The following is an 18528-nucleotide window of genomic DNA, read 5'->3' as shown; positions in this document are numbered from 1 at the left end:
CCCCGGCCGGACCGACGGGAGCCGTCATGATCGTCGCAGTCCCCACCGAGACGAAGAACCGCGAGTACCGCGTCGCGATGACGCCCGCGGGCGTCCACCACCTGGTGACGGGAGGTCACCGGGTCCTCGTCCAGAGCGGCGCCGGCGTGGGTTCGGCGATCGGCGACGACGAGTACCGCGCGGCGGGTGCCCAGGTCGTCGACGACCCCGCGCGCCTCTGGGCCGAGGCGGACCTGGTCTGCAAGGTCAAGGAGCCGACGCCCGCCGAGCTGGGCTACCTGCGCGCCGACCAGGTGCTCTTCACCTACCTCCACCTCGCGGCGGACCGTCCCGCGACGGACGCGCTGCTCGCGGCGGGCACCACCGCGATCGCGTACGAGACCGTCCAGCTCCCGGACGGCTCCCTGCCGCTCCTCGCCCCGATGAGCGAGGTCGCCGGCCGCCTCGCCACCCAGGTCGGCGCGTACCACCTGATGCGCAACGAGGGCGGCGCGGGCGTCCTCCTCGGTGGCGTGCCGGGCGTCGACGCCGCGCGCGTCGTCGTCCTGGGTGCGGGGACGGTCGGCCGCCACGCGGCCGAGATCGCCGTGGGCATGCGCGCCGACGTGACGGTCCTCGACCTGTCCATGCCGCGGCTGCGGGAGGTCGACGCGGCCTTCGGCGGACGGGTGCGCACGCTCGCGTCGAGCCGGTGGACGCTCGAGCACGAGGTCGCGGACGCCGACCTGGTCATCGGCGCGGTGCTGGTCCCGGGCGCCCGCGCGCCGCGGCTGGTGCCGGACGCGCTCGTCGCCCGCATGAGGCCGGGCTCGGTGCTGGTGGACGTCGCGGTGGACCAGGGTGGCTGCTTCGAGTCGACGCACCCCACGACGCACGACGAGCCGACCTACCTGGTCGAGGGCTGCGTCTTCTACTGCGTCGCCAACATGCCCGGCGCCGTCCCCGTCACCTCCACGCGGGCGCTGACCAACATGACGCTCCCGTACGTCGACGCGATCGCGAGCCGCGGCTGGCGCGGTGCCGTGGCGGACGACCCGGCGCTCGCGGGCGGGCTCACCACGCACGACGGGCACCTGGTCAACTCGGCGGTCGCCGCGGCGCACGGGTACCCCTCGATCGGGGTCGCCGACGCGCTCGCGGGGTAGCCGGGTACGGCGCGCGGCGACGCGGGACGCCGCGCGAGGGCGCGTGCCGGACCGATGGGCGATGATGCGCGCATGAGCCACGAGCCCCTGGACCCGAGCAACCCGTTCGCCGCGCCGTCGACCCTGCCGTACGGCCTGCCCGACTACACGCGCATCCGCACCGAGCACTACCTGCCCGCCATCGAGGCCGGGCTGGCGGAGCACCGCGCGCAGGTGGAGGCGATCGCGACCGACGCGGCCGCGCCGACGGTCGAGAACACGCTCGAGGCGCTCGAGCGGTCGGGCCGCCTGCTGTCCCGTTCGCTCGTCGCGTTCTTCAACCAGTCGAGCGCCGACTCGACGCCGGAGATCGACGCCATCGAGGAGGCCGTGGCGCCGCGACTGGCCGCGCACCTCGACGCGATCCACCTCGACGGCCGCCTCTTCGCGCGGCTCGAGGCGATCGACGCCCAGGCCGCCGCGGGCGAGCTCGTCCTCGAGGCCGACACCGCGTGGCTGCTGCACCGCACCATCACGACCTTCGTCCGTGCGGGCGTCAGGCTCGACGAGACCGCCCAGGACCGTCTGCGCGAGCTCAACGCCGAGATCACGCGCCTGCAGACCGTCTTCGGCCGCGAGGTGCTCGCGGGCCAGAACGCGGCCGCGGTGCTGGTCACGGAGGAGGCCGAGCTCGACGGCATGGCGCCCGACGCCCGCGCCGCGGCGGCCCGGGCCGCGGCCGGCCGCGGCCACGAGGGCGCCTGGCTCCTCGAGCTCATCCTGCCGACGGGCCAGCCCCAGCTCGCCACCCTGCGCGACCGCGCGGTCCGCGAGCGGCTGTTCCGCGCGTCGTCGTCGCGTGGGCTGGGCGGGGAGCACGACACCCGGCCCGCGCTGCTGGCGATCGCGCGGCTGCGCGCCGAGCGGGCCCGGCTCCTCGGGTACGAGCACCACGCCGACTTCGTCGCGGCGGACGCGACCGCGGGCTCGGCGCAGGCCGTCGCGGACATCCTCGAGCGGCTCGCGCCGGCGGCGGTCGCCAACGCCCGGGCGGAGGCGGCCGAGCTCGAGCCGGTGCTTCGCGAGGACCACCCCGGCGCGACGCTCGAGCCGTGGGACTGGGCGTACTACGCCGAGCAGGTCCGCTCGCGCCGGCGCGCGCTCGACGAGGGCGCGCTGCGGCCGTACCTCGAGCTCGAGCGGGTGCTCGCCGACGGCGTCTTCCGCGCCGCGACCGAGCTCTACGGCCTCACCTTCGCGGAGCGCCGCGACCTCGTCGGGTACCACCCGGACGTGCGCGTCTACGAGGTCTTCGACGCCGACGGCTCGGGCCTGGGGCTGTTCCTCGCCGACTACTGGACGCGCGACGCCAAGCGCGGCGGGGCGTGGATGAACAACCTCGTCGACCAGTCGACGCTGCTCGGCGAGCAGCCGGTCGTCGTGAACAACCTCAACATCCCGAAGCCGCCGGACGGCGAGCCCACGCTCCTGACGTGGGACGAGGTCACGACGATGTTCCACGAGTTCGGGCACGCGCTGCACGGGCTGCTGTCGGCCGTGCGCTACCCGTCCCAGTCCGGCACCGAGGTGCCGCGCGACTTCGTCGAGTACCCGTCCCAGGTCAACGAGATCTGGTCCTGGGAGCCGTCGGTGGTCCGCGCGTTCGCGGTGCACCACGTGACCGGCGAGCCGATGCCGACGGAGTGGGTGGACACGCTGCTCGAGGGGCGTCAGGACGGCGAGGGCTTCAAGACGACCGAGTACCTGGCCGCCGCGCTGCTCGACCAGGCCTGGTACCGGCTGGCGCCCGACGAGGTGCCGACCGACCCGGAGCAGGTCGAGCCGTTCGAGGCGGCGGCCCTCGAGCGCGCGGGCGTGGCGTTCGCGCCGGTCCCGCCGCGCTACCGGTCGGCGTACTTCAACCACGTGTTCTCGTCGGGCTACTCCGCCGGGTACTACTCCTACATCTGGTCCGAGGTGCTGGACGCGGACACGGTCGAGTGGTTCGGCGAGAACGGCGGGCTGCGCCGGGAGGTGGGCGACACGTTCCGGGCGAAGCTGCTGGCACGCGGCGGCTCGGTCGACCCGATGGCGGCGTTCCGTGACCTGCGCGGCCGCGACCCGCGGATCGAGCCGCTGCTCGTGCGGCGTGGGCTGACCGCGGCCGCGACGGCCTGAGCCGTCCCGGGGCGGCGGCCCTGCGCCCGGGTACCGTGGAGCGCATGGCCGCCGTCTCGTCCGACCCGTCGTCCGCCCGTACCCCGTCGAGCGCATCGAGCGCGCCGATCGAGTCGACCGTGGGGGCCGGGACCACCGCCGCCGACGAGGTCGTCGACATCTGCCGGGACCTGATCCGGATCGACACGTCGAACTACGGCGACAACGAAGGACCGGGGGAGCGCACCGCCGCCGAGCACGTGGCGACGCTGCTGAGCGACGTCGGGCTGGAGCCCGAGCTGTTCGAGAGCGCACCGGGCCGCGCCAACGTCGTCGTCCGCCTGCCGGGCGAGGACCGGGACCGGCCCGCGCTCGTGCTGCACGGGCACCTCGACGTCGTGCCCGCCCAGGCCGCCGACTGGACCGTCGACCCGTTCGCGGGGCACCAGGACGACGAGCTGCTCTGGGGCCGCGGCGCGGTCGACATGAAGGACATGGACGCGATGATCCTGTCCGTCGTGCGGCAGATGGCCCGTGAGGGCAGGCGGCCGGCGCGCGACGTCGTCGTCGCCATGTTCGCCGACGAGGAGGCGGGCGGGACCTACGGCGCGCGTTGGGCCGTCGACCACCGCCCCGAGCTGTTCGAGGGCGCGACCGAGGCGATCAGCGAGGTCGGCGGGTTCTCGGTGGAGGTCGGGGGCCGACGCGCCTACCTGCTGCAGACGGCCGAGAAGGGCTTGTCGTGGCTGCGGCTCGTCGCCGACGGGCGTGCGGGGCACGGCAGCCAGGTGACGCCGGACAACGCGGTGACGAACCTCGCGGAGGCGGTCGCGCGGATCGGTCGGCACGCCTGGCCGCTGCAGCTGACGCCCACCGTGCGCGCCCTCCTCGAGGGCGTCGCGGACCTGACCGGCGTGACGTTCGACGCGGAGGACCCGCACGGCGTCGAGCAGCTGGTCGCCGCGCTGGGACCGGCGAGCAGGTTCGTCGGCGCGACGCTGCGGCACACGACCAACCCCACCCAGCTCACGGCGGGGTACAAGGCCAACGTGGTGCCGGGCCGCGCCGAGGCGGCCGTGGACGGACGGTTCCTGCCCGGCGACGAGGAGGGGTTCCGCGCGCAGGTGGCCGCGCTCGCCGGCCCGGACGTGCGGATCGAGCACCTCCACCACGACGTCGCGCTCGAGGCGCCGACGACGGGCGACCTGGTCGACGCGATGTCCGACGCCCTGCAGGCGGAGGACCCCGGCGCGGTCGTGCTCCCGTACATGCTCTCGGGCGGCACCGACAACAAGTCGCTGGCCCGGCTCGGGATCACGGGCTACGGGTTCGCGCCGCTGCGGCTGCCCGCCGACCTCGACTTCGCCGGGATGTTCCACGGCGTCGACGAGCGCGTCTCGACCGACGCCCTGCGGTTCGGCACGCGCGTCCTGGACCGCCTGCTCGCGACCTGCTGACGGACCCGCTCCTGCGGACCGAGACCGCGGGCTCGTCAGTCCAGCGTGCTCTGCACCCGCAGCACCTTGCGGCGCAGCCAGACGCGCCGCTCACCGCCCTCGTACAGCACCGTGCGCGCGAGCTCCCACCGGCCGTACTCGGCCTGCTCGGTGAGCAGCCGTCGGGCGTCGTTGCGGCTCGTCGTCCTCGGCAGGGTGAGCACCCGGTACTCGTACTGCCCGCCCTGGGCGACCCAGTCCTTGCGCCGCGTCGTTGTCCCGACCGCCATCCGTCACCTCGCCTCGTGGCCTGCTTGGTGCCGACCATTGTGCCCCCGTCGGCCGCCGGTCCGCCGGAGGTGACGCGGATCACGGCGCCGTGGCAGGCCGCCGGCACGCCCTCGGCACGCGACAGCCACGCGACAGGCACGCCGTGAGCCCCGCCGTCGGCGACCTTCGACCCTGCCGGGTGGGGCGGGTGGGCGGTACGGTCGTCGCATGACCGTCGACCCCCGCGCCGCGCTGGACCGTCTCGTCGCCGCGCTCGAGGCGCACTTCCACGCCGTCGTCGCCCGCCAGGGCGAGGACGACCCGGCGGTCGACGACGCGTACGACGTCCTCGCGGACGCCTTCGAGGTCTACGACGACGCGCTGGGCACCGTCCACGGGGAGGCCACGCCGTTCTACCTCGCGGAGGAGGACGACGAGGACGACGAGTTCGAGGACGACGAGGACGAGGACGAGGACGAGGTCGACGTGGACGGCGTCGACGACGTCGACGACGAGGCCGACGACGACGAGTCCGACGACGAGGCCGACGACTGGACCGACGACGAGGCCGACGACGTCGAGGTCGAGCCCGCGCGCTGACGCCGGCTCAGAAGCGCTCGGGGTAGCCGAGCGCCGGCGCGCTCACCTCGTCGAGCGCGGTCGCGAGCTCGTCGGGCAGCTCCAGGTCGAGCGCCGCGAGCGCCCCGCGCAGCTGTCCGACGGTGCGCGCCCCCACGATCGCGGTCGACACCGCGGGCCGGCGGAGCAGCCACGCGAGCGCCACCTCGAGCGGCTGCCGGTCGAGCCCCCCCGCCGCGATGGCCAGCGCGTCCACGACCGCCGCGGCGCGCGCGTCCAGGTACGGCTGCACGAACCCCGCGAGGTGCGGCGAGGCCGCGCGCGAGTCGGCCGGGATGGTGCGCCGGTACTTACCCGTGAGCACGCCGCGGCCGAGCGGCGACCACGCGAGGACGCCCGCTCCGAGCGAGCGGGCCGCGGGCACCACCTCGCGCTCGATCCCGCGCTCCAGGAGCGAGTACTCGGCCTCGACCGCGGTGAGGCCCACGCCGTCGTCGTCGAGCAGGCCGGCGAGGCGGGCGACCTGCCAGCCGGCGTGGTTGGCGACGCCGACGTAGCGCGCGCGGCCGCTGCTGACCGCGAGGCGCAGCGCGGACGCGGTCTCCTCGAGCGGCGTGCGCGGGTCGGGCGTCTGCACCAGGAACAGGTCGACGTGGTCGGTCCGCAGCCGGGCGAGCGACGCGTCGAGGGACGCCAGGAGGCCGCCCCGGGAGGCGTCGACGACGCGGTCGCCCGACGAGGTGCGGCGGACGCCGGCCTTGGTGCACAGGACCAGCTCGTCCCGGGCGATGCTCGCGCCCGGTCCGACGAGCGTGCCGATGAGCTCCTCGGCGCCGCCGTCGGCGTAGGACGCCGACGTGTCGAGGAACGAGCCGCCCGCGTCCACGAGCTCGCGCAGCTGCTCGGCCGCGTCGTGGTCGTCGGTGTCGCGGCTCCAGGTCATGGTGCCCAGCCCGAGGCGGGACACGCGCAACCCGGTGCGGCCGACGTGGCGATGCTCCATGGGGCGCCACCCTAGTCGGGCTATCGTGGCGGCCCGTGACAGACATCGGCGCGGGTGACGCGATCCTCCTGGGACTCGTGCAGGGACTCACCGAGTTCCTGCCGGTCTCGTCGTCGGCCCACCTGCGGATCGTGGGCGACCTGCTGGGCGGGGGCGACCCGGGGGCGGCGTTCACCGCGATCACGCAGCTCGGGACCGAGACCGCGGTGCTGCTGTACTTCCGCCGTGACATCGCGGCGATCGTCGGCGGCTGGTGGCGGGCACTGCGGGGCGCCTACGGCACCGACCTGCGCTCCCGGCTCGGGGCGCCGGCGGACCAGCCGGTGGACCGCGACGCGCTCATGGCGTGGTTCATCGCCCTCGGCACCGTGCCGATCGTCGTGCTCGGTCTCGCCTTCCAGGACCAGATCGAGAGCGTGTTCCGCAACCTGTGGCTCGTCGCGCTGACGCTCGCCGGCTTCGCGATCGTGCTCGGCTGGGCGGACCGGGTGGGGACCAAGGTCAGACCGCTCGAGCTGATGACGCCGCGGCACGCGGTCCAGTTCGGCCTCTGGCAGGCGCTGGCCCTGATCCCGGGCGTGTCCCGCTCGGGGGGCACCATCACGGGCGGCCTGCTCATGGGCTACACGCGTGAGGCCGCCGCGCGGTACTCGTTCCTGCTCGCGATCCCCGCGGTGTTCGGCTCGGGGCTGTTCCAGCTCGTGAAGTCGGTCGACGACTTCGGCACGGCCGGGACGCCGAGCTTCGGCGCGACGCTCATCGCGACGCTGGTCGCGTTCGTCGTCGGCTACCTGGTGATCATCGTGTTCCTGAAGATCGTCTCGACCTTCAGCTACCGGCCGTTCGTCTGGTACCGCCTGGGCCTGGCCGCGCTCGTGGTGCTCCTGCTGCTCACCGGCACGCTCGAGGCGGTCCCGGCGACGGCGTGATCAGAGCCAGCCGGAGCGGCGGAACGCGCGGTACAGGAGGCCGCACGCCCCCGCCATCACGGCGAGGACGAGCGGGTATCCCAGCGTCCAGTCGAGCTCGGGCATGTGGCGGAAGTTCATGCCGTACACGCCCGCGATCAGGGTCGGCACCGCGATCATCGCGGCCCACGCCGACATCTTGCGCATGTCCTCGTTCTGCCGGACCGAGACCTGGCTCAGGTGGACCGAGAGCATCGCGTCGAGCAGGTCGTCGTGCGCGTCGAGGTGCCGGTCGACGCGGTCCGACCGGTCGCGGACCCGGCGCAGCCACGTGACGGTGGCCGGTGCGCCGGTGGACCGGCGGAACAGGCCGGTGCCCTCGACCTCGCGCGTCTCCGCCTCGAGCTCGGGCATCGCGGTGGTGATCGGGCCCAGGGCGCGCCGCGCCTCGGCGATCTCCCGCTTGAGCCCGTAGATCGAGCCGAGGAGCTGCCCGCCGGACCCGCGAGAGGAGAAGACGAGCTGCTCGGTCTCGGCGACCGCGTCGCCCAGGCCGGCCTCGACGTCCGAGGCCTGGCTCACGAGCGTCAGGAGCACCGCGGCGAGCACCTGGCGCACGCCCTCGTCGGGGAACGGGAGCCCGTCGCACAGCCGCGCCGCCGCCCGGCGCAGGACGTGCGCGTCACCCGACTCGCACGCGATCACGACGTCCTGCGTGACCAGGCAGGTCAGGATCCCCGTGTGGACGTCGCGCGAGGCCTCGGCGTAGGACACGGTGGGCATGGTCAGCACGATCTCGCCGGCCGTGGAGCGGCTGACCCGCCCGCGCAGGTGCCGGCCGTCCTCGTCCTGCGCGGTCCAGCCCGCGAGCTCGTCGACGAGCCGCAGCCCCTGGTCGCTCGCGCCCCGCGCGACGGCCTCCGCGCGCAGGTCGTCCACCGACCCGACGACGACCCAGACCGGGCCCGGTGCGGGGCGGCCGCGGTCGCTCGGCGCGTCGCGCTCGTCGACGGCCTCCCACCCGTCCCCGTGGGGTCGGTAGACCTCGCGTGCCAGCTGCTGCGTCACGCGCCGATTGTGTCGCGCCCGCGGGGCAGCCGCGCTGCGACACGGTGAGCGCCTCGTGGTCGGGGCGGGGCGACGCTCGCGGAGGCGGTTAGGCTGCGCGGGTGCTCACCTGGCCGGCCCCGCAGATCCCCGAGCTCCCCGGCCACGGCGGCCCCGTCCGCGTGCACGACTCGACGACCGGCGGGCTCGTCGTCGCGGCACCGGGGGAGTCCGCCGCCCTGTACGTGTGCGGCATCACGCCCTACGACGCGACGCACCTCGGCCACGCCGCGACCTACGTCGCCTTCGACCTGCTGGTGCGCGCGTGGCGCGACGAGGGCAAGCGGGTGCGCTACGCGTCCAACGTGACGGACGTCGACGACCCGCTGCTCGAGCGCGCGACGGCGACCGGCGTGGACTGGACCGCGCTCGCGAACGACCAGATCGCGCTGTACTGCGAGGACATGACCGCGCTCGGCGTGGTCCCGCCCGACGTGTGGGCCGGTGTCGTGGAGTCGGTCCCCGCGATCGTGGCGGCGGTCGAGGCCCTGGTCGCCGCGGGCGCCGCGTACCGCGTCCCCGTCCCGTCGCCCACCCCGGGAGCCGACGACACAGCCGGGCCCGCGGACGGCGCGGCCGCGGACGTCTACGCCGACCTGTCGGCGGACCCGGGCTTCGGCTCGGTCGCGGGGCTCGACCGCGAGACGATGCTCGCCCTGTTCGCCGAGCGCGGTGGGGACCCCGACCGCGCGGGCAAGCGGGACGCCCTGGACCCGCTGCTCTGGCGCGCCGCGCGTCCGGGCGAGCCGTCCTGGGACGGCGGCACGCTGGGTCGCGGCCGGCCGGGATGGCACGTCGAGTGCGCGGTGATCGCGCGCGACGCGCTCGGCGGGTCCTTCGACGTCGAGGGCGGCGGCAGCGACCTGCTGTTCCCGCACCACGAGATGAGCACCTCGCACGTGCGCGAGCTGGAGCCCGGCGCGACCGGCGGCCGCGTGCACGTCCACGCCGGCATGGTGGGCCTGGACGGCGAGAAGATGAGCAAGTCGCTCGGCAACCTGGTCCTGGTCTCGCGCCTGCGCGCCGACGGCGTCGACCCGATGGCCGTGCGGCTCGCGATCCTGGCGCACCAGTACCGCAGCGACTGGACCTGGACGGCGGCCGACCTGCACCGTGCCGAGGAGCGGCTCGACACCTGGCGGCGCGCGATGTCCGGCAACGGTGGCCCCGACCCCGAGCCGGTGCTGCGGGCGGTCCGGGAGGCCGTCGCGGCCGACCTCGACGCACCGCGCGCGCTCGAGGCCGTGGACGCCTGGGCGGCGGCCGCCCTCGAGCGGTCGGCGGTCGGCGGGAGCGGGTTCGTCGAGGGCGCGCCCGGTGTGGTCGCGCGCACGGTCGACGCCCTGCTCGGCGTTCGGATGTAGCCGGTGGCCGGTCAGGCGCTCCCGCTGCCGGAGCCCTTGTCGCGGCGCCGCAGGTAGCGCTCGAACTCCTGCGCGATCGCCTCGCCCGACGCCTCGGGCAGCTCGGCGGTGTCCTTCGCCTCCTCGAGCTGCCGGACGTACTCGCCGACCTCGCCGTCCTCGTCGGCCAGCTCGTCGACGCCCTGCTGCCAGGCCGCGGCCTCGTCGGGCAGGTCACCGAGCGGGATGGGCTCGCCCAGGATCTCCTCGAGGCGCCGCAGCAGCGCCAGCGTCGCCTTGGGCGACGGCGGGTGCGCCACGTAGTGGGGGACCGCGGCCCACAGGCTCATCGACGCCATGCCCCGCGCCTGCGCCTCGTGCTGGAGCACCCCGACGATCCCCGTGGGGCCCTCGTACGAGCTCGACTCGATCTCGAGGAGCGCGCGCGTCTCGTCGTGCTCGGAGGTCGCCGTGACCGGGATGGGACGCGTGTGCGGGACGTCGGCGAGCAGCGCGCCGACCGAGACCACCGTGCTCACCTCGAGCGTCGCGGCGATGTCGAGCAGCTCGTGGCAGTACCGGCGCCAGCGCATCGACGGCTCGATGCCGTGCACGAGCACGACGCGACGCCCCGAGCGCGGTGCCGTGGCGACCGCGACGGCGGTGGTCGGCCACGTGATCTCGCGCGTGCCGTCGGCGCCGATCCCGACGTGGGGCCGGTTCACCTGGAAGTCGTGGTACTCCTCGGGGTCGAGCTCGTCGACGTGCTCGGCGTGCCAGACGTCGTGCAGGTGCTCGAGCGCGTGCGTGGCGGCCGATCCCGCGTCGTTCCAGCCCTCGAACGCCGAGAGCAGGACGGTCCGGTCGGCGGGCAGCTCGTGATGGGGCGAGGCGTCCATCCGCCCAGCCTAGGACGCGGGTCGCCGCGGACGCCTGAGCGCGCCGTACGCTGACGTGCCGCCGCCGGCCGGCCGCGGCGGGCAGGCGGCGTCCGGCCGCGGCCGCACCAGCCCGTCCCCGGCCTCACCCCGACCACGAGGAGTCGTCCCTCATGCCCGCGCACCACCTCGACGCACCGCAGGCTGTGCTGTTCGACATGGACGGCACGCTGATCGACACCGAGCCGCTGTGGATGGCCGCGGAGGTCGCGCTGACGTCGCGGTTCGGCGTCCCGTGGACGGCGGAGGACGCCGCGGCGATCATCGGGTCGGCGATGACGTCGGCCGCCGCGGTCCTGCAGGGTCGCGGGGTGGACCTCCCCGTCCCGGAGATCGTCGAGGACCTCACGGCGCACGTCGCGGCGGCGGTGTCCGACGAGGTGCCGTGGCAGCCCGGTGCGCGCGAGCTGCTGGCCGCGGTGCGGGCGGCGGGCATCCCGACGGCGCTCGTGACCTCGTCCTACCGCACGCTCGCCGAGCCGTTCGTGGCCGCGGCGGGCGGCTTCGACGCGGTGGTCGCGGGCGACGACGTCCGGCGGGCGAAGCCCGACCCCGAGCCGTACCTCACCGCCGCGCGGCTGCTCGGCGTCGACGTCGAGCGGTGCGTCGCGCTCGAGGACTCGCGCTCGGGCTCGGCCTCCGCGGTCGCCTCCGGCGCACGCACCGTGCTGGTCGAGGGCCTCCAGGAGGTCGCCGACCGGCCCGGGATGAGCCGCGTCGCGTCGTTGCGCGACCTGACGGTGGAGCACCTGGTCCGGCTCGCGGCCGGCGAGACGCTCGTGGTCCCGCCCACGCGCTGACCGGCCGGGCTCAGGCGGCGACGGGGTCCGGCCGGACCCCCGTGGCCCGCTCGACGGCGTCCGGGTCCGGTGCGGGCGGGGTGCCGCCGAACGACGGGCAGTGCTCGCGGAACGAGCACCAGTCGCAGAGCCGCGAGGTGCGCGCACGCCAGTCGCCGGCGCGCGCCGCGTCCTGGATGCCGGCCCAGATGGACCGGATCCGCGCCTCGAACGTCGCCATCTCCGGCTCGGTGGGCTCGTGCTGGACCACCACGCCGTCGCCCAGGTACTCGAGCTGCAGGCGCTTGGGGAGCACGCCCTGCGTGCGCCACAGGACGTAGGCGTAGAAGCGCATCTGGAACAGCGCCGAGCCCTCGAACCCCGCGCGCGGCGAGCGACCCGTCTTGTAGTCGACGACGCGCACCCACCCGTTCGGCGCGACGTCCACGCGGTCGACGATCCCGCGCAGCTGCGGTCCCGCCTCGAGGTCGGTCGTCACGTAGAGCTCGCGCTCGCGCGGCTCGAGCCGCGTGGGGTCCTCGAGCGTGAAGTACGTGCCGAGCAGCGCCTCCGCGGACGTCAGCCACGCGGCGAGCTCGCCCGGCTCGGCGAACAGCGCCGCGACGTCCGGCTGCTCGGCGCGCAGCGTCTCCCACTGCGCCGGCACCAGCGACCGCGCCGCCTCGAGGGTGCGCTCGACGGCCGGGAGCTCGAAGAGGTGCTCGAGGACCGCGTGGACCAGCGTGCCGCGTGCGGCCGCGGGGCTCGGCGGCTCCGGGAGGCGGTCGACGACGCGGAACCGGAAGAGCAGCGGGCACTGCAGGAAGTCGTTCGCGCGGGACGGCGAGAGCCCCGGACTGGTCGCGCGGCGGGGCGAGGTCTCCTCCGCGAGCGGACCGGTGGGGTCCGGCACGGTCGTGTCGGGCTCGGCGGTGCGCGGGAGGGGGTCGACGACGGTCACGGGTCGAGGGTAGGCGCGGGGCCTGACACGAGCGCCCATCCGCTGGTCGACGCGGCGGGTCATCACCGGCGGCCACCTACGCTGGTTCCCGTGAGCAGCGCGAAGCCCGTCCGCCGGCCGTCCGGCTGGGTCGTCGGCCACGTCGCGGGGGCGCCCGTCGTGCTGGCACCGAGCTGGCTCGTCGCCGTCGTCGTGCTGACCGCGCTGTCCGTGCCGACCGCACGCGCGCTCACGGGCCTCGAGGGCACCGCGGTCCTCGTCGTGGCGTTCGTGTTCGTGATCCTGCTGTTCGCGTCGGTGTTCCTGCACGAGCTCGCGCACGGGCTCGTCGCGCGGGCTCGGGGCCAGCAGCCGCGCGAGTTCGTGCTCACGCTGTGGGGCGGCCACACGGCGTTCGGCGGCGCCGCGCCGACGCCCGCGACCAACGCGCTCGTCGCCGTCGTCGGCCCGCTCGTCAACCTCGCGATCGCGGGCACGTTCGCCCTCCTGCTCGCGGTCGACGTCGCCCCGCGGCACAGCGTGACGTGGGCCGTCCTGTGGTCCGGCGCGCTGACGAACGGGTTCGTCGGCCTGTTCAACCTGCTGCCGGGGCTGCCGCTCGACGGCGGCCGCGTGCTCGAGGCGCTCGTGTGGGCGGTGTCGAAGGACCGATACACGGGCACCATCGCCGCGGCGTGGGTGGGCCGCGGCGTCGCGGTGGTGACGTTCCTCGGCGCGCTGCTCGTGCCGCGGCTGCTCGACGTCGGGACCAGCATGGTCGACGCGCTGTGGGCGGCCCTGATCGCCGCGTTCCTGTGGACCGGGGCGTCGGGTGCGATGCGCGGTGCGCGGGCCCAGCGCAACATCGAGGGCGTCTCGGTCGGGACTGTCGGCCGGCCCGCCGTGGGCGTCGGGAACGCCGACTCCCTCGCGCACGCGGGCGCCGTCGCGGCGGCGGCCGGGGCGCGCGAGGTCGTCGTCCTCGCGCCCGACGGGCGCCCCGCGGCGTACGTGGACAGCGCGGCGGCGGCGAGCGTCCCGGCGCACGCGGCGGGCACCACCCTGGTCGGCCAGGTGGCGATCACGCTGCCGGTGGGAGCGACGGTGGACGGCCGCCTGGTCGGCGAGGCGCTGCTGCACGACCTGCAGCGCGCGACCCGGCTCTCGCCCGTGGTCGTCGCGCTCGTCGACGGGCGCGTGGTCGGCCTGGTGCACGCCACGGACGTCGTGGCCGCGATCCGCGCCTGACGCGGACGCCTAGACTCGCGGCCGTGACGACCCCCGAGCCGACCGAACCCGCACCGACCGCAGCCGCACCGACCGCAGCCGCACCGACTGCAGCCGCACCGCTCGTCGCAGCACCGACGGGAGCTGCGACGACCGGTTCGACGACCGGTTCGACGCCCACCGGCGCGGACCGCCGGCGCGGACCGTTCCGGGTCGGCGACCGCGTGCAGCTCACGGACCCGCGCGGCCGGCTGCACACCATCACCCTCGCGCCCGGTGGGACGTTCCACACGCACCGCGGGTACTTCCGCCACGAGGAGCTGATCGGCGCGCCGGAGGGCACGGTCGTCGTCAGCACGGGCAGCACCGAGTACCTGGCGCTGCGTCCGCTGCTGTCCGACCACGTGCTGTCCATGCCGCGCGGCGCGGCGGTCGTGTACCCCAAGGACGCCGGTCAGATCGTCGCGATGGCGGACATCTACCCGGGCGCCGTGGTGGTCGAGGCCGGCGTGGGCTCGGGCGCGCTGACGATGTCGCTGCTGCGCGCGGTGGGTGACGGCGGCTCGCTGCACTCGATCGAGCGTCGCGAGGACTTCGCGGACATCGCGCGTGGCAACGTCGAGGGCTTCTTCGGCGGACCGCACCCCGCGTGGAGCCTGAGCATCGGCGACCTCGCGGACGTCCTGCCCACGGTCGCCGCGCGCGCGAGCGTGGACCGCGTGGTGCTGGACATGCTCGCGCCGTGGGAGAACCTGGACGCGGTCGCCGACGCGCTCGCGCCGGGCGGGGTGCTCGTCTGCTACGTCGCGACGACGACCCAGCTCTCCCGGCTCGCCGAGGACCTGCGGACCGACGGCCGCTACACCGAGCCGCAGGCGTGGGAGTCGATGGTCCGCGGCTGGCACCTCGAGGGCCTGTCGGTGCGCCCCGAGCACCGGATGATCGGGCACACCGGCTTCCTCCTGACCACGCGCCGCCTCGCGGACGGCGTCGAGGCGCCGCTGCGCAAGCGGCGGCCCGCCAAGGGCGCGTACCCGGTGGCGGAGGACGGCGCGCCCGTCGAGGACGCCGAGCTGTGGACGCCGGAGGCGCTGGGCGAGCGGGAGACCTCGCCCAAGAAGGTGCGCCGCGCGCAGCGCGACTCGCACCCGGAGCGCACCACCGACTGACGGTCGCGGCGGGGTGACCGGGTGCCGGTCGATGACAGTTGGGTCACGGCATGTGGGACGACTGCGCGGACGACCGGACGGCGGCCGACACTGTGGTTATGGTGGCGACCCACCGACGCGAAGGAGGCGGACGCGATGACTGATCCGGCAGCGGCTGGGCGGGACCTGCAGCGCGAGCTCTCGATCCTCGCCGCGAAGAACGAGCGGCTCAGCGACGCGCTCGTCGCGGCGCGCGAGCAGATCGTCGAGCTCAAGCGTCAGGTGGACGACCTCGCGAAGCCTCCGGGCACGTACGCGGTGTTCCTCGGAGCGCGTCCCGACGGCTCGGTCGACGTGGTCTCGTCGGGCCGCAAGATGCACGTCGGCGCGAGCCCCGCGGTGGACCTGACGCGGCTGCGCCCCGGCCAGGAGGTCATGCTCAACGAGGCGCTCACGGTCGTCGAGGCGGGCGGCTACGAGAGCGTGGGCGAGCTGGTCACCGTCAAGGAGCTGCTGGGCCAGGGCCGGGCGCTCGTCGTCGGCCGCGGCGACGAGGAGCGCGTGGTGCGGTTCGCCGGCCAGGTCCTCGACGCGGGCGTCCGGGTGGGCGACGCGCTGACCATCGACTCGCGCAGCGGCTTCGTGTTCGAGGTCATCCCGCGCGCCGAGGTCGAGGAGCTGGTCCTCGAGGAGGTCCCGGACATCGAGTACGAGGACATCGGTGGGCTGGGGCCGCAGATCGAGGCGATCAAGGACGCCGTCGAGCTGCCGTTCCTGCACCCCGAGCTGTTCCGCGAGCACGGGCTGCGTCCGCCCAAGGGCGTGCTGCTGTACGGCCCGCCCGGGTGCGGCAAGACCCTCATCGCCAAGGCCGTCGCGCACTCGCTGGCCGCCACCGCCGCGCAGGCGCGCGGCGAGGCGGTCGCGGAGGCGAAGAGCTACTTCCTCAACGTCAAGGGCCCGGAGCTGCTCAACAAGTACGTGGGCGAGACCGAGCGGCACATCCGCCTGATCTTCGCCCGGGCCCGCGAGAAGGCGTCGCAGGGGCACCCGGTGGTGGTCTTCTTCGACGAGATGGAGTCGCTGTTCCGCACGCGCGGCACGGGCGTCTCGTCGGACGTGGAGACGACGATCGTGCCCCAGCTGCTCGCGGAGATCGACGGGGTGGAGCGGCTCGAGAACGTCATCGTCATCGGCGCCTCGAACCGCGAGGACATGATCGACCCGGCGATCCTGCGACCGGGCCGGCTCGACGTGAAGATCAAGATCGAGCGCCCGGACGCCGAGGGCGCCAAGGAGATCTTCAGCAAGTACCTGACCGACGACCTGCCGATCCACCCCGACGACCTGCGCGAGCACGAGGGCTCCAAGCCCGCCGCGGTCGAGGCGATGGTCGCGCGCGTCGTCGAGCGCATGTACTCGGAGACGGACGAGAACAAGTTCCTCGAGGTCACCTACGCCAGCGGGGACAAGGAGGTCCTGTACTTCAAGGACTTCAACTCGGGCGCGATGATCCAGAACGTCGTGGACCGCGCCAAGAAGCAGGCGATCAAGGACCTGCTGGCGACCGGTCAGCGCGGGATCCGGGTGGACCACCTGCTCTCGGCGTGCGTCGACGAGTTCAAGGAGAACGAGGACCTGCCGAACACGACCAACCCCGACGACTGGGCGCGGATCTCCGGGAAGAAGGGCGAGCGCATCGTCTTCATCCGCACGATCGTCCAGGGCAAGAAGGGCACGGACGGCTCGCGCACGATCGAGACGGTGACGAGCACGGGTCAGTACCTGTAGCCGACCTCTGGCGGACCTGTGACCTACCGGGGACCCACCGGCGGTCCACCGGTGGCTCGGGGTCGTCCAGCCCGCGACGGCCGCCGCTGCCGCGTGCTCGTCGTGCGTAGGGTGGCCGCGTGACCGTGCGCCGCGTGATGGGGATCGAGACCGAGTACGGCGTGCTGCAGCCCGGCAAGCCGATGGCGAACCCGATGCTCCTGTCGAGCCACGTGGTCGCGGTGCACGCGGCGCGCGAGTCCGGCCGCACGCGCGCGCGGTGGGACTACGACGACGAGGACCCCCTGGCCGACGCGCGCGGCTTCCACCTGCAGCGCGCGTCCGCGCACCCCTCGCTGCTCACCGACGACCCCGCGCGTCCCGCGCCGTCGGGCGACGGTCCGCAGGAGCTCGAGCGTCCGCAGGCGGAGGAGTACGAGGACCCGGGCGCGGCCAACGTGATCCTCACCAACGGCGCACGGCTGTACGTCGACCACGCGCACCCCGAGTACTCGTCGCCCGAGGTCACGAACCCGCGGGACGCCGTGGTGTGGGACCGCGCGGGGGAGCAGGTGATGCTTGCGGCGGTGCGGGCGCTCGCGTCCACGCCCGTGCTCCCGGACGTGACGCTCTACAAGAACAACGTCGACGGCAAGGGCGCCACGTACGGCACGCACGAGAACTACCTGGTCGACCGGGCGGTCCCGTTCGCGGACCTCGCCGCGCGTCTCATCCCGTTCTTCGTGACCCGCCAGGTGTTCACCGGCGCGGGGCGGGTGGGCCTGGGCCAGCGCGGTGAGCGGGCGGGCTTCCAGCTCTCGCAGCGCGCGGACTACGTCGAGGCCGAGATCGGGCTCGAGACCACCCTGCGTCGCCCGATCGTCAACACGCGCGACGAGCCGCACGCCGACCCCGCCCGCTGGCGGCGCCTGCACGTGATCGTCGGCGACGCGACGATGCTCGAGGTCGCGACCTACCTGCGGCTGGGCACCGCCTCGCTCGTCCTGTGGCTGATCGAGCGCGCGGTCGAGGGCGGTGCGGGCGGCGCGCTGGCCGCGATCGACCGGCTCGCGCTCAAGGACCCGGTGACCGCGGTGCACGAGGTCAGCCACGACCCGACGCTCACCGCACGGATCGAGCTCGCGGACGGCCGGCGCCTCACGGCGCTGGAGGTGCAGCGGGTCTACCTCGAGGCCGTGCGGACGGCCCTGGCGACCTCCGGCGGCGAGCTCGACGAGCAGACCGCCGACGTGCTGGCGCGGTGGGCCTCGCTCCTGGACCGCCTGGGCGAGGACCCCGCGTCGTGCGCGCGGGAGGTCGAGTGGCTGGCGAAGCTGCGGCTGCTGGAGGGCATGCGGCGCCGCGAGAACCTGCCGTGGGACCACCCGCGGCTCGCGGCGGTGGACCTGCAGTGGTCCGACCTGCGGCCCGAGCGCGGGCTCTACCACCGCCTGCTGGCCGCCGGCGCGGTGGACGTGCTGACGACGCCGGACGAGGTCGAGCACGCCGTCGCGCACGCTCCCCAGGACACGCGCGCCTACTTCCGCGGCGAGGCGGTGGCCCGGTACGGCGGCCAGGTCTCGGCGGCGTCCTGGGACTCGGTGGTCTTCGACGTCCCCGGTGCTTCCACGCTGCAGCGCGTGCCGATGCGCGACCCGCTGCGGGGGACGCGCGCGCACGTCGGGGAGCTGCTCGACGCCAGCCCTGACGCGGCGGCCCTCCTGGCCGCGCTGGGGGCGTGACCCGGCGTCCGGTGGGTGTACCGCGCGGCGGGGCGTCGGCGGATGGGCCTAGGGTGG

General features: G+C 74.8%; 16 protein-coding genes. 11 read left to right on the top strand and 5 right to left on the bottom strand.

The annotated features are described in order from the left end of the window. Positions 1-26: 26 nt before the first annotated feature. The 3 genes from ald (at position 27) to KIN34_RS13240 (ending at position 4738) form a co-directional block, all read left to right on the top strand. The gene (gene ald / locus KIN34_RS13250) at positions 27-1145 is read left to right on the top strand and encodes an alanine dehydrogenase (RefSeq protein ID WP_214351368.1); all 1119 of its coding nucleotides are present in this window, start codon (positions 27-29) and stop codon (positions 1143-1145) included. 72 nt (positions 1146-1217) lie between these two features. Next, positions 1218-3302 carry a M3 family metallopeptidase gene (locus KIN34_RS13245; protein ID WP_214351365.1) on the top strand — a complete coding sequence of 695 codons (2085 nt, stop codon included), beginning with the start codon at positions 1218-1220 and terminating at the stop codon, positions 3300-3302. A gap of 44 nt (positions 3303-3346) precedes the next feature. Beyond that, positions 3347-4738 carry a M20/M25/M40 family metallo-hydrolase gene (locus KIN34_RS13240; RefSeq protein WP_214351362.1) on the top strand — a complete coding sequence of 464 codons (1392 nt, stop codon included), beginning with the start codon at positions 3347-3349 and terminating at the stop codon, positions 4736-4738. A gap of 35 nt (positions 4739-4773) precedes the next feature. On the opposite strand, the gene KIN34_RS13235 is transcribed toward KIN34_RS13240, so the two are convergent. Beyond that, positions 4774-5007, bottom strand: a complete 234-nt coding sequence (locus KIN34_RS13235) for a DUF5703 family protein (protein ID WP_214351360.1) — start codon at positions 5005-5007, stop codon at positions 4774-4776. Between the two features lie 208 nt (positions 5008-5215). Here KIN34_RS13235 and KIN34_RS13230 point away from each other — a divergent pair, with 208 nt between their 5' ends. Then, positions 5216-5587: a primosomal protein gene (locus KIN34_RS13230; protein ID WP_214351357.1), complete on the top strand. Its 372-nt coding sequence runs from the start codon at positions 5216-5218 to the stop codon at positions 5585-5587. Positions 5588-5594: 7 nt separating this feature from the next. Here KIN34_RS13230 and KIN34_RS13225 read toward each other — a convergent pair whose 3' ends face one another. Continuing rightward, entirely contained in the window at positions 5595-6569 is a 975-nt protein-coding gene (locus KIN34_RS13225) for an aldo/keto reductase (RefSeq protein ID WP_214351354.1), read from the bottom strand. Positions 6570-6613: 44 nt separating this feature from the next. Here KIN34_RS13225 and KIN34_RS13220 point away from each other — a divergent pair, with 44 nt between their 5' ends. After that, a complete protein-coding gene (locus KIN34_RS13220) occupies positions 6614-7498 on the top strand; it encodes an undecaprenyl-diphosphate phosphatase (protein ID WP_214352158.1) in 885 nt (294 codons plus the stop codon). On the opposite strand, the gene KIN34_RS13215 is transcribed toward KIN34_RS13220, so the two are convergent. Continuing rightward, positions 7499-8545 carry a CorA family divalent cation transporter gene (locus KIN34_RS13215; RefSeq protein ID WP_307858238.1) on the bottom strand — a complete coding sequence of 349 codons (1047 nt, stop codon included), beginning with the start codon at positions 8543-8545 and terminating at the stop codon, positions 7499-7501. It lies immediately after the preceding gene. A 101-nt stretch (positions 8546-8646) separates the two neighbouring features. Between KIN34_RS13215 and mshC the strand changes: the two genes are divergently transcribed. Continuing rightward, entirely contained in the window at positions 8647-9948 is a 1302-nt protein-coding gene (mshC, locus tag KIN34_RS13210; RefSeq protein ID WP_214351352.1) for a cysteine--1-D-myo-inosityl 2-amino-2-deoxy-alpha-D-glucopyranoside ligase, read from the top strand. Positions 9949-9959: 11 nt separating this feature from the next. On the opposite strand, the gene KIN34_RS13205 is transcribed toward mshC, so the two are convergent. Next, positions 9960-10826, bottom strand: a complete 867-nt coding sequence (locus KIN34_RS13205) for a PAC2 family protein (RefSeq protein WP_214351349.1) — start codon at positions 10824-10826, stop codon at positions 9960-9962. Positions 10827-10978: 152 nt separating this feature from the next. Here KIN34_RS13205 and KIN34_RS13200 point away from each other — a divergent pair, with 152 nt between their 5' ends. Beyond that, positions 10979-11665 (top strand): HAD family hydrolase, encoded by a 687-nt coding sequence (locus tag KIN34_RS13200; protein ID WP_214351346.1) that lies wholly within the window; start codon positions 10979-10981, stop codon positions 11663-11665. A 10-nt stretch (positions 11666-11675) separates the two neighbouring features. Here KIN34_RS13200 and KIN34_RS13195 read toward each other — a convergent pair whose 3' ends face one another. Beyond that, positions 11676-12605 (bottom strand): RecB family exonuclease, encoded by a 930-nt coding sequence (locus tag KIN34_RS13195; RefSeq protein WP_372449542.1) that lies wholly within the window; start codon positions 12603-12605, stop codon positions 11676-11678. Positions 12606-12695: 90 nt separating this feature from the next. Between KIN34_RS13195 and KIN34_RS13190 the strand changes: the two genes are divergently transcribed. The 4 genes from KIN34_RS13190 to dop all read left to right on the top strand — a co-directional run bounded on the left by KIN34_RS13190 (position 12696) and on the right by dop (position 18471). Further along, positions 12696-13832 (top strand): site-2 protease family protein, encoded by a 1137-nt coding sequence (locus KIN34_RS13190; protein WP_214351343.1) that lies wholly within the window; start codon positions 12696-12698, stop codon positions 13830-13832. Positions 13833-13855: 23 nt separating this feature from the next. Next, positions 13856-14980, top strand: a complete 1125-nt coding sequence (locus tag KIN34_RS13185) for a tRNA (adenine-N1)-methyltransferase (RefSeq protein ID WP_214351340.1) — start codon at positions 13856-13858, stop codon at positions 14978-14980. 135 nt (positions 14981-15115) lie between these two features. Next, positions 15116-16750, top strand: a complete 1635-nt coding sequence (gene arc / locus KIN34_RS13180) for a proteasome ATPase (RefSeq protein ID WP_214351336.1) — start codon at positions 15116-15118, stop codon at positions 16748-16750. Positions 16751-16869: 119 nt separating this feature from the next. Next, a complete protein-coding gene (dop, locus tag KIN34_RS13175) occupies positions 16870-18471 on the top strand; it encodes a depupylase/deamidase Dop (protein ID WP_307858237.1) in 1602 nt (533 codons plus the stop codon). Positions 18472-18528 lie beyond the last annotated feature (57 nt).

Origin of the sequence: Cellulomonas fulva (genome assembly GCF_018531375.1) — a bacterium.
GTDB classification, from domain to species: Bacteria; Actinomycetota; Actinomycetes; order Actinomycetales; family Cellulomonadaceae; genus Cellulomonas; species Cellulomonas fulva.
The sequence above is the reverse complement of the archived record's forward strand: the minus strand, read 5'-3'. Positions and strand labels throughout refer to the sequence as shown.

Bases quoted from the DNA above. Each gene is read 5' to 3' on its own strand.
- ald (WP_214351368.1), top strand. From the start codon at position 27: ATGATCGTCGCAGTCCCCACCGAGACGAAGAACCGCGAGTACCGCGTC.
- KIN34_RS13245 (WP_214351365.1), top strand. From the start codon at position 1,218: ATGAGCCACGAGCCCCTGGACCCGAGCAACCCGTTCGCCGCGCCGTCG.
- KIN34_RS13240 (WP_214351362.1), top strand. From the start codon at position 3,347: ATGGCCGCCGTCTCGTCCGACCCGTCGTCCGCCCGTACCCCGTCGAGC.
- KIN34_RS13235 (WP_214351360.1), bottom strand. From the start codon at position 5,007: ATGGCGGTCGGGACAACGACGCGGCGCAAGGACTGGGTCGCCCAGGGC.
- KIN34_RS13230 (WP_214351357.1), top strand. From the start codon at position 5,216: ATGACCGTCGACCCCCGCGCCGCGCTGGACCGTCTCGTCGCCGCGCTC.
- KIN34_RS13225 (WP_214351354.1), bottom strand. From the start codon at position 6,569: ATGGAGCATCGCCACGTCGGCCGCACCGGGTTGCGCGTGTCCCGCCTC.
- KIN34_RS13205 (WP_214351349.1), bottom strand. From the start codon at position 10,826: ATGGACGCCTCGCCCCATCACGAGCTGCCCGCCGACCGGACCGTCCTG.
- KIN34_RS13200 (WP_214351346.1), top strand. From the start codon at position 10,979: ATGCCCGCGCACCACCTCGACGCACCGCAGGCTGTGCTGTTCGACATG.
- arc (WP_214351336.1), top strand. From the start codon at position 15,116: ATGACTGATCCGGCAGCGGCTGGGCGGGACCTGCAGCGCGAGCTCTCG.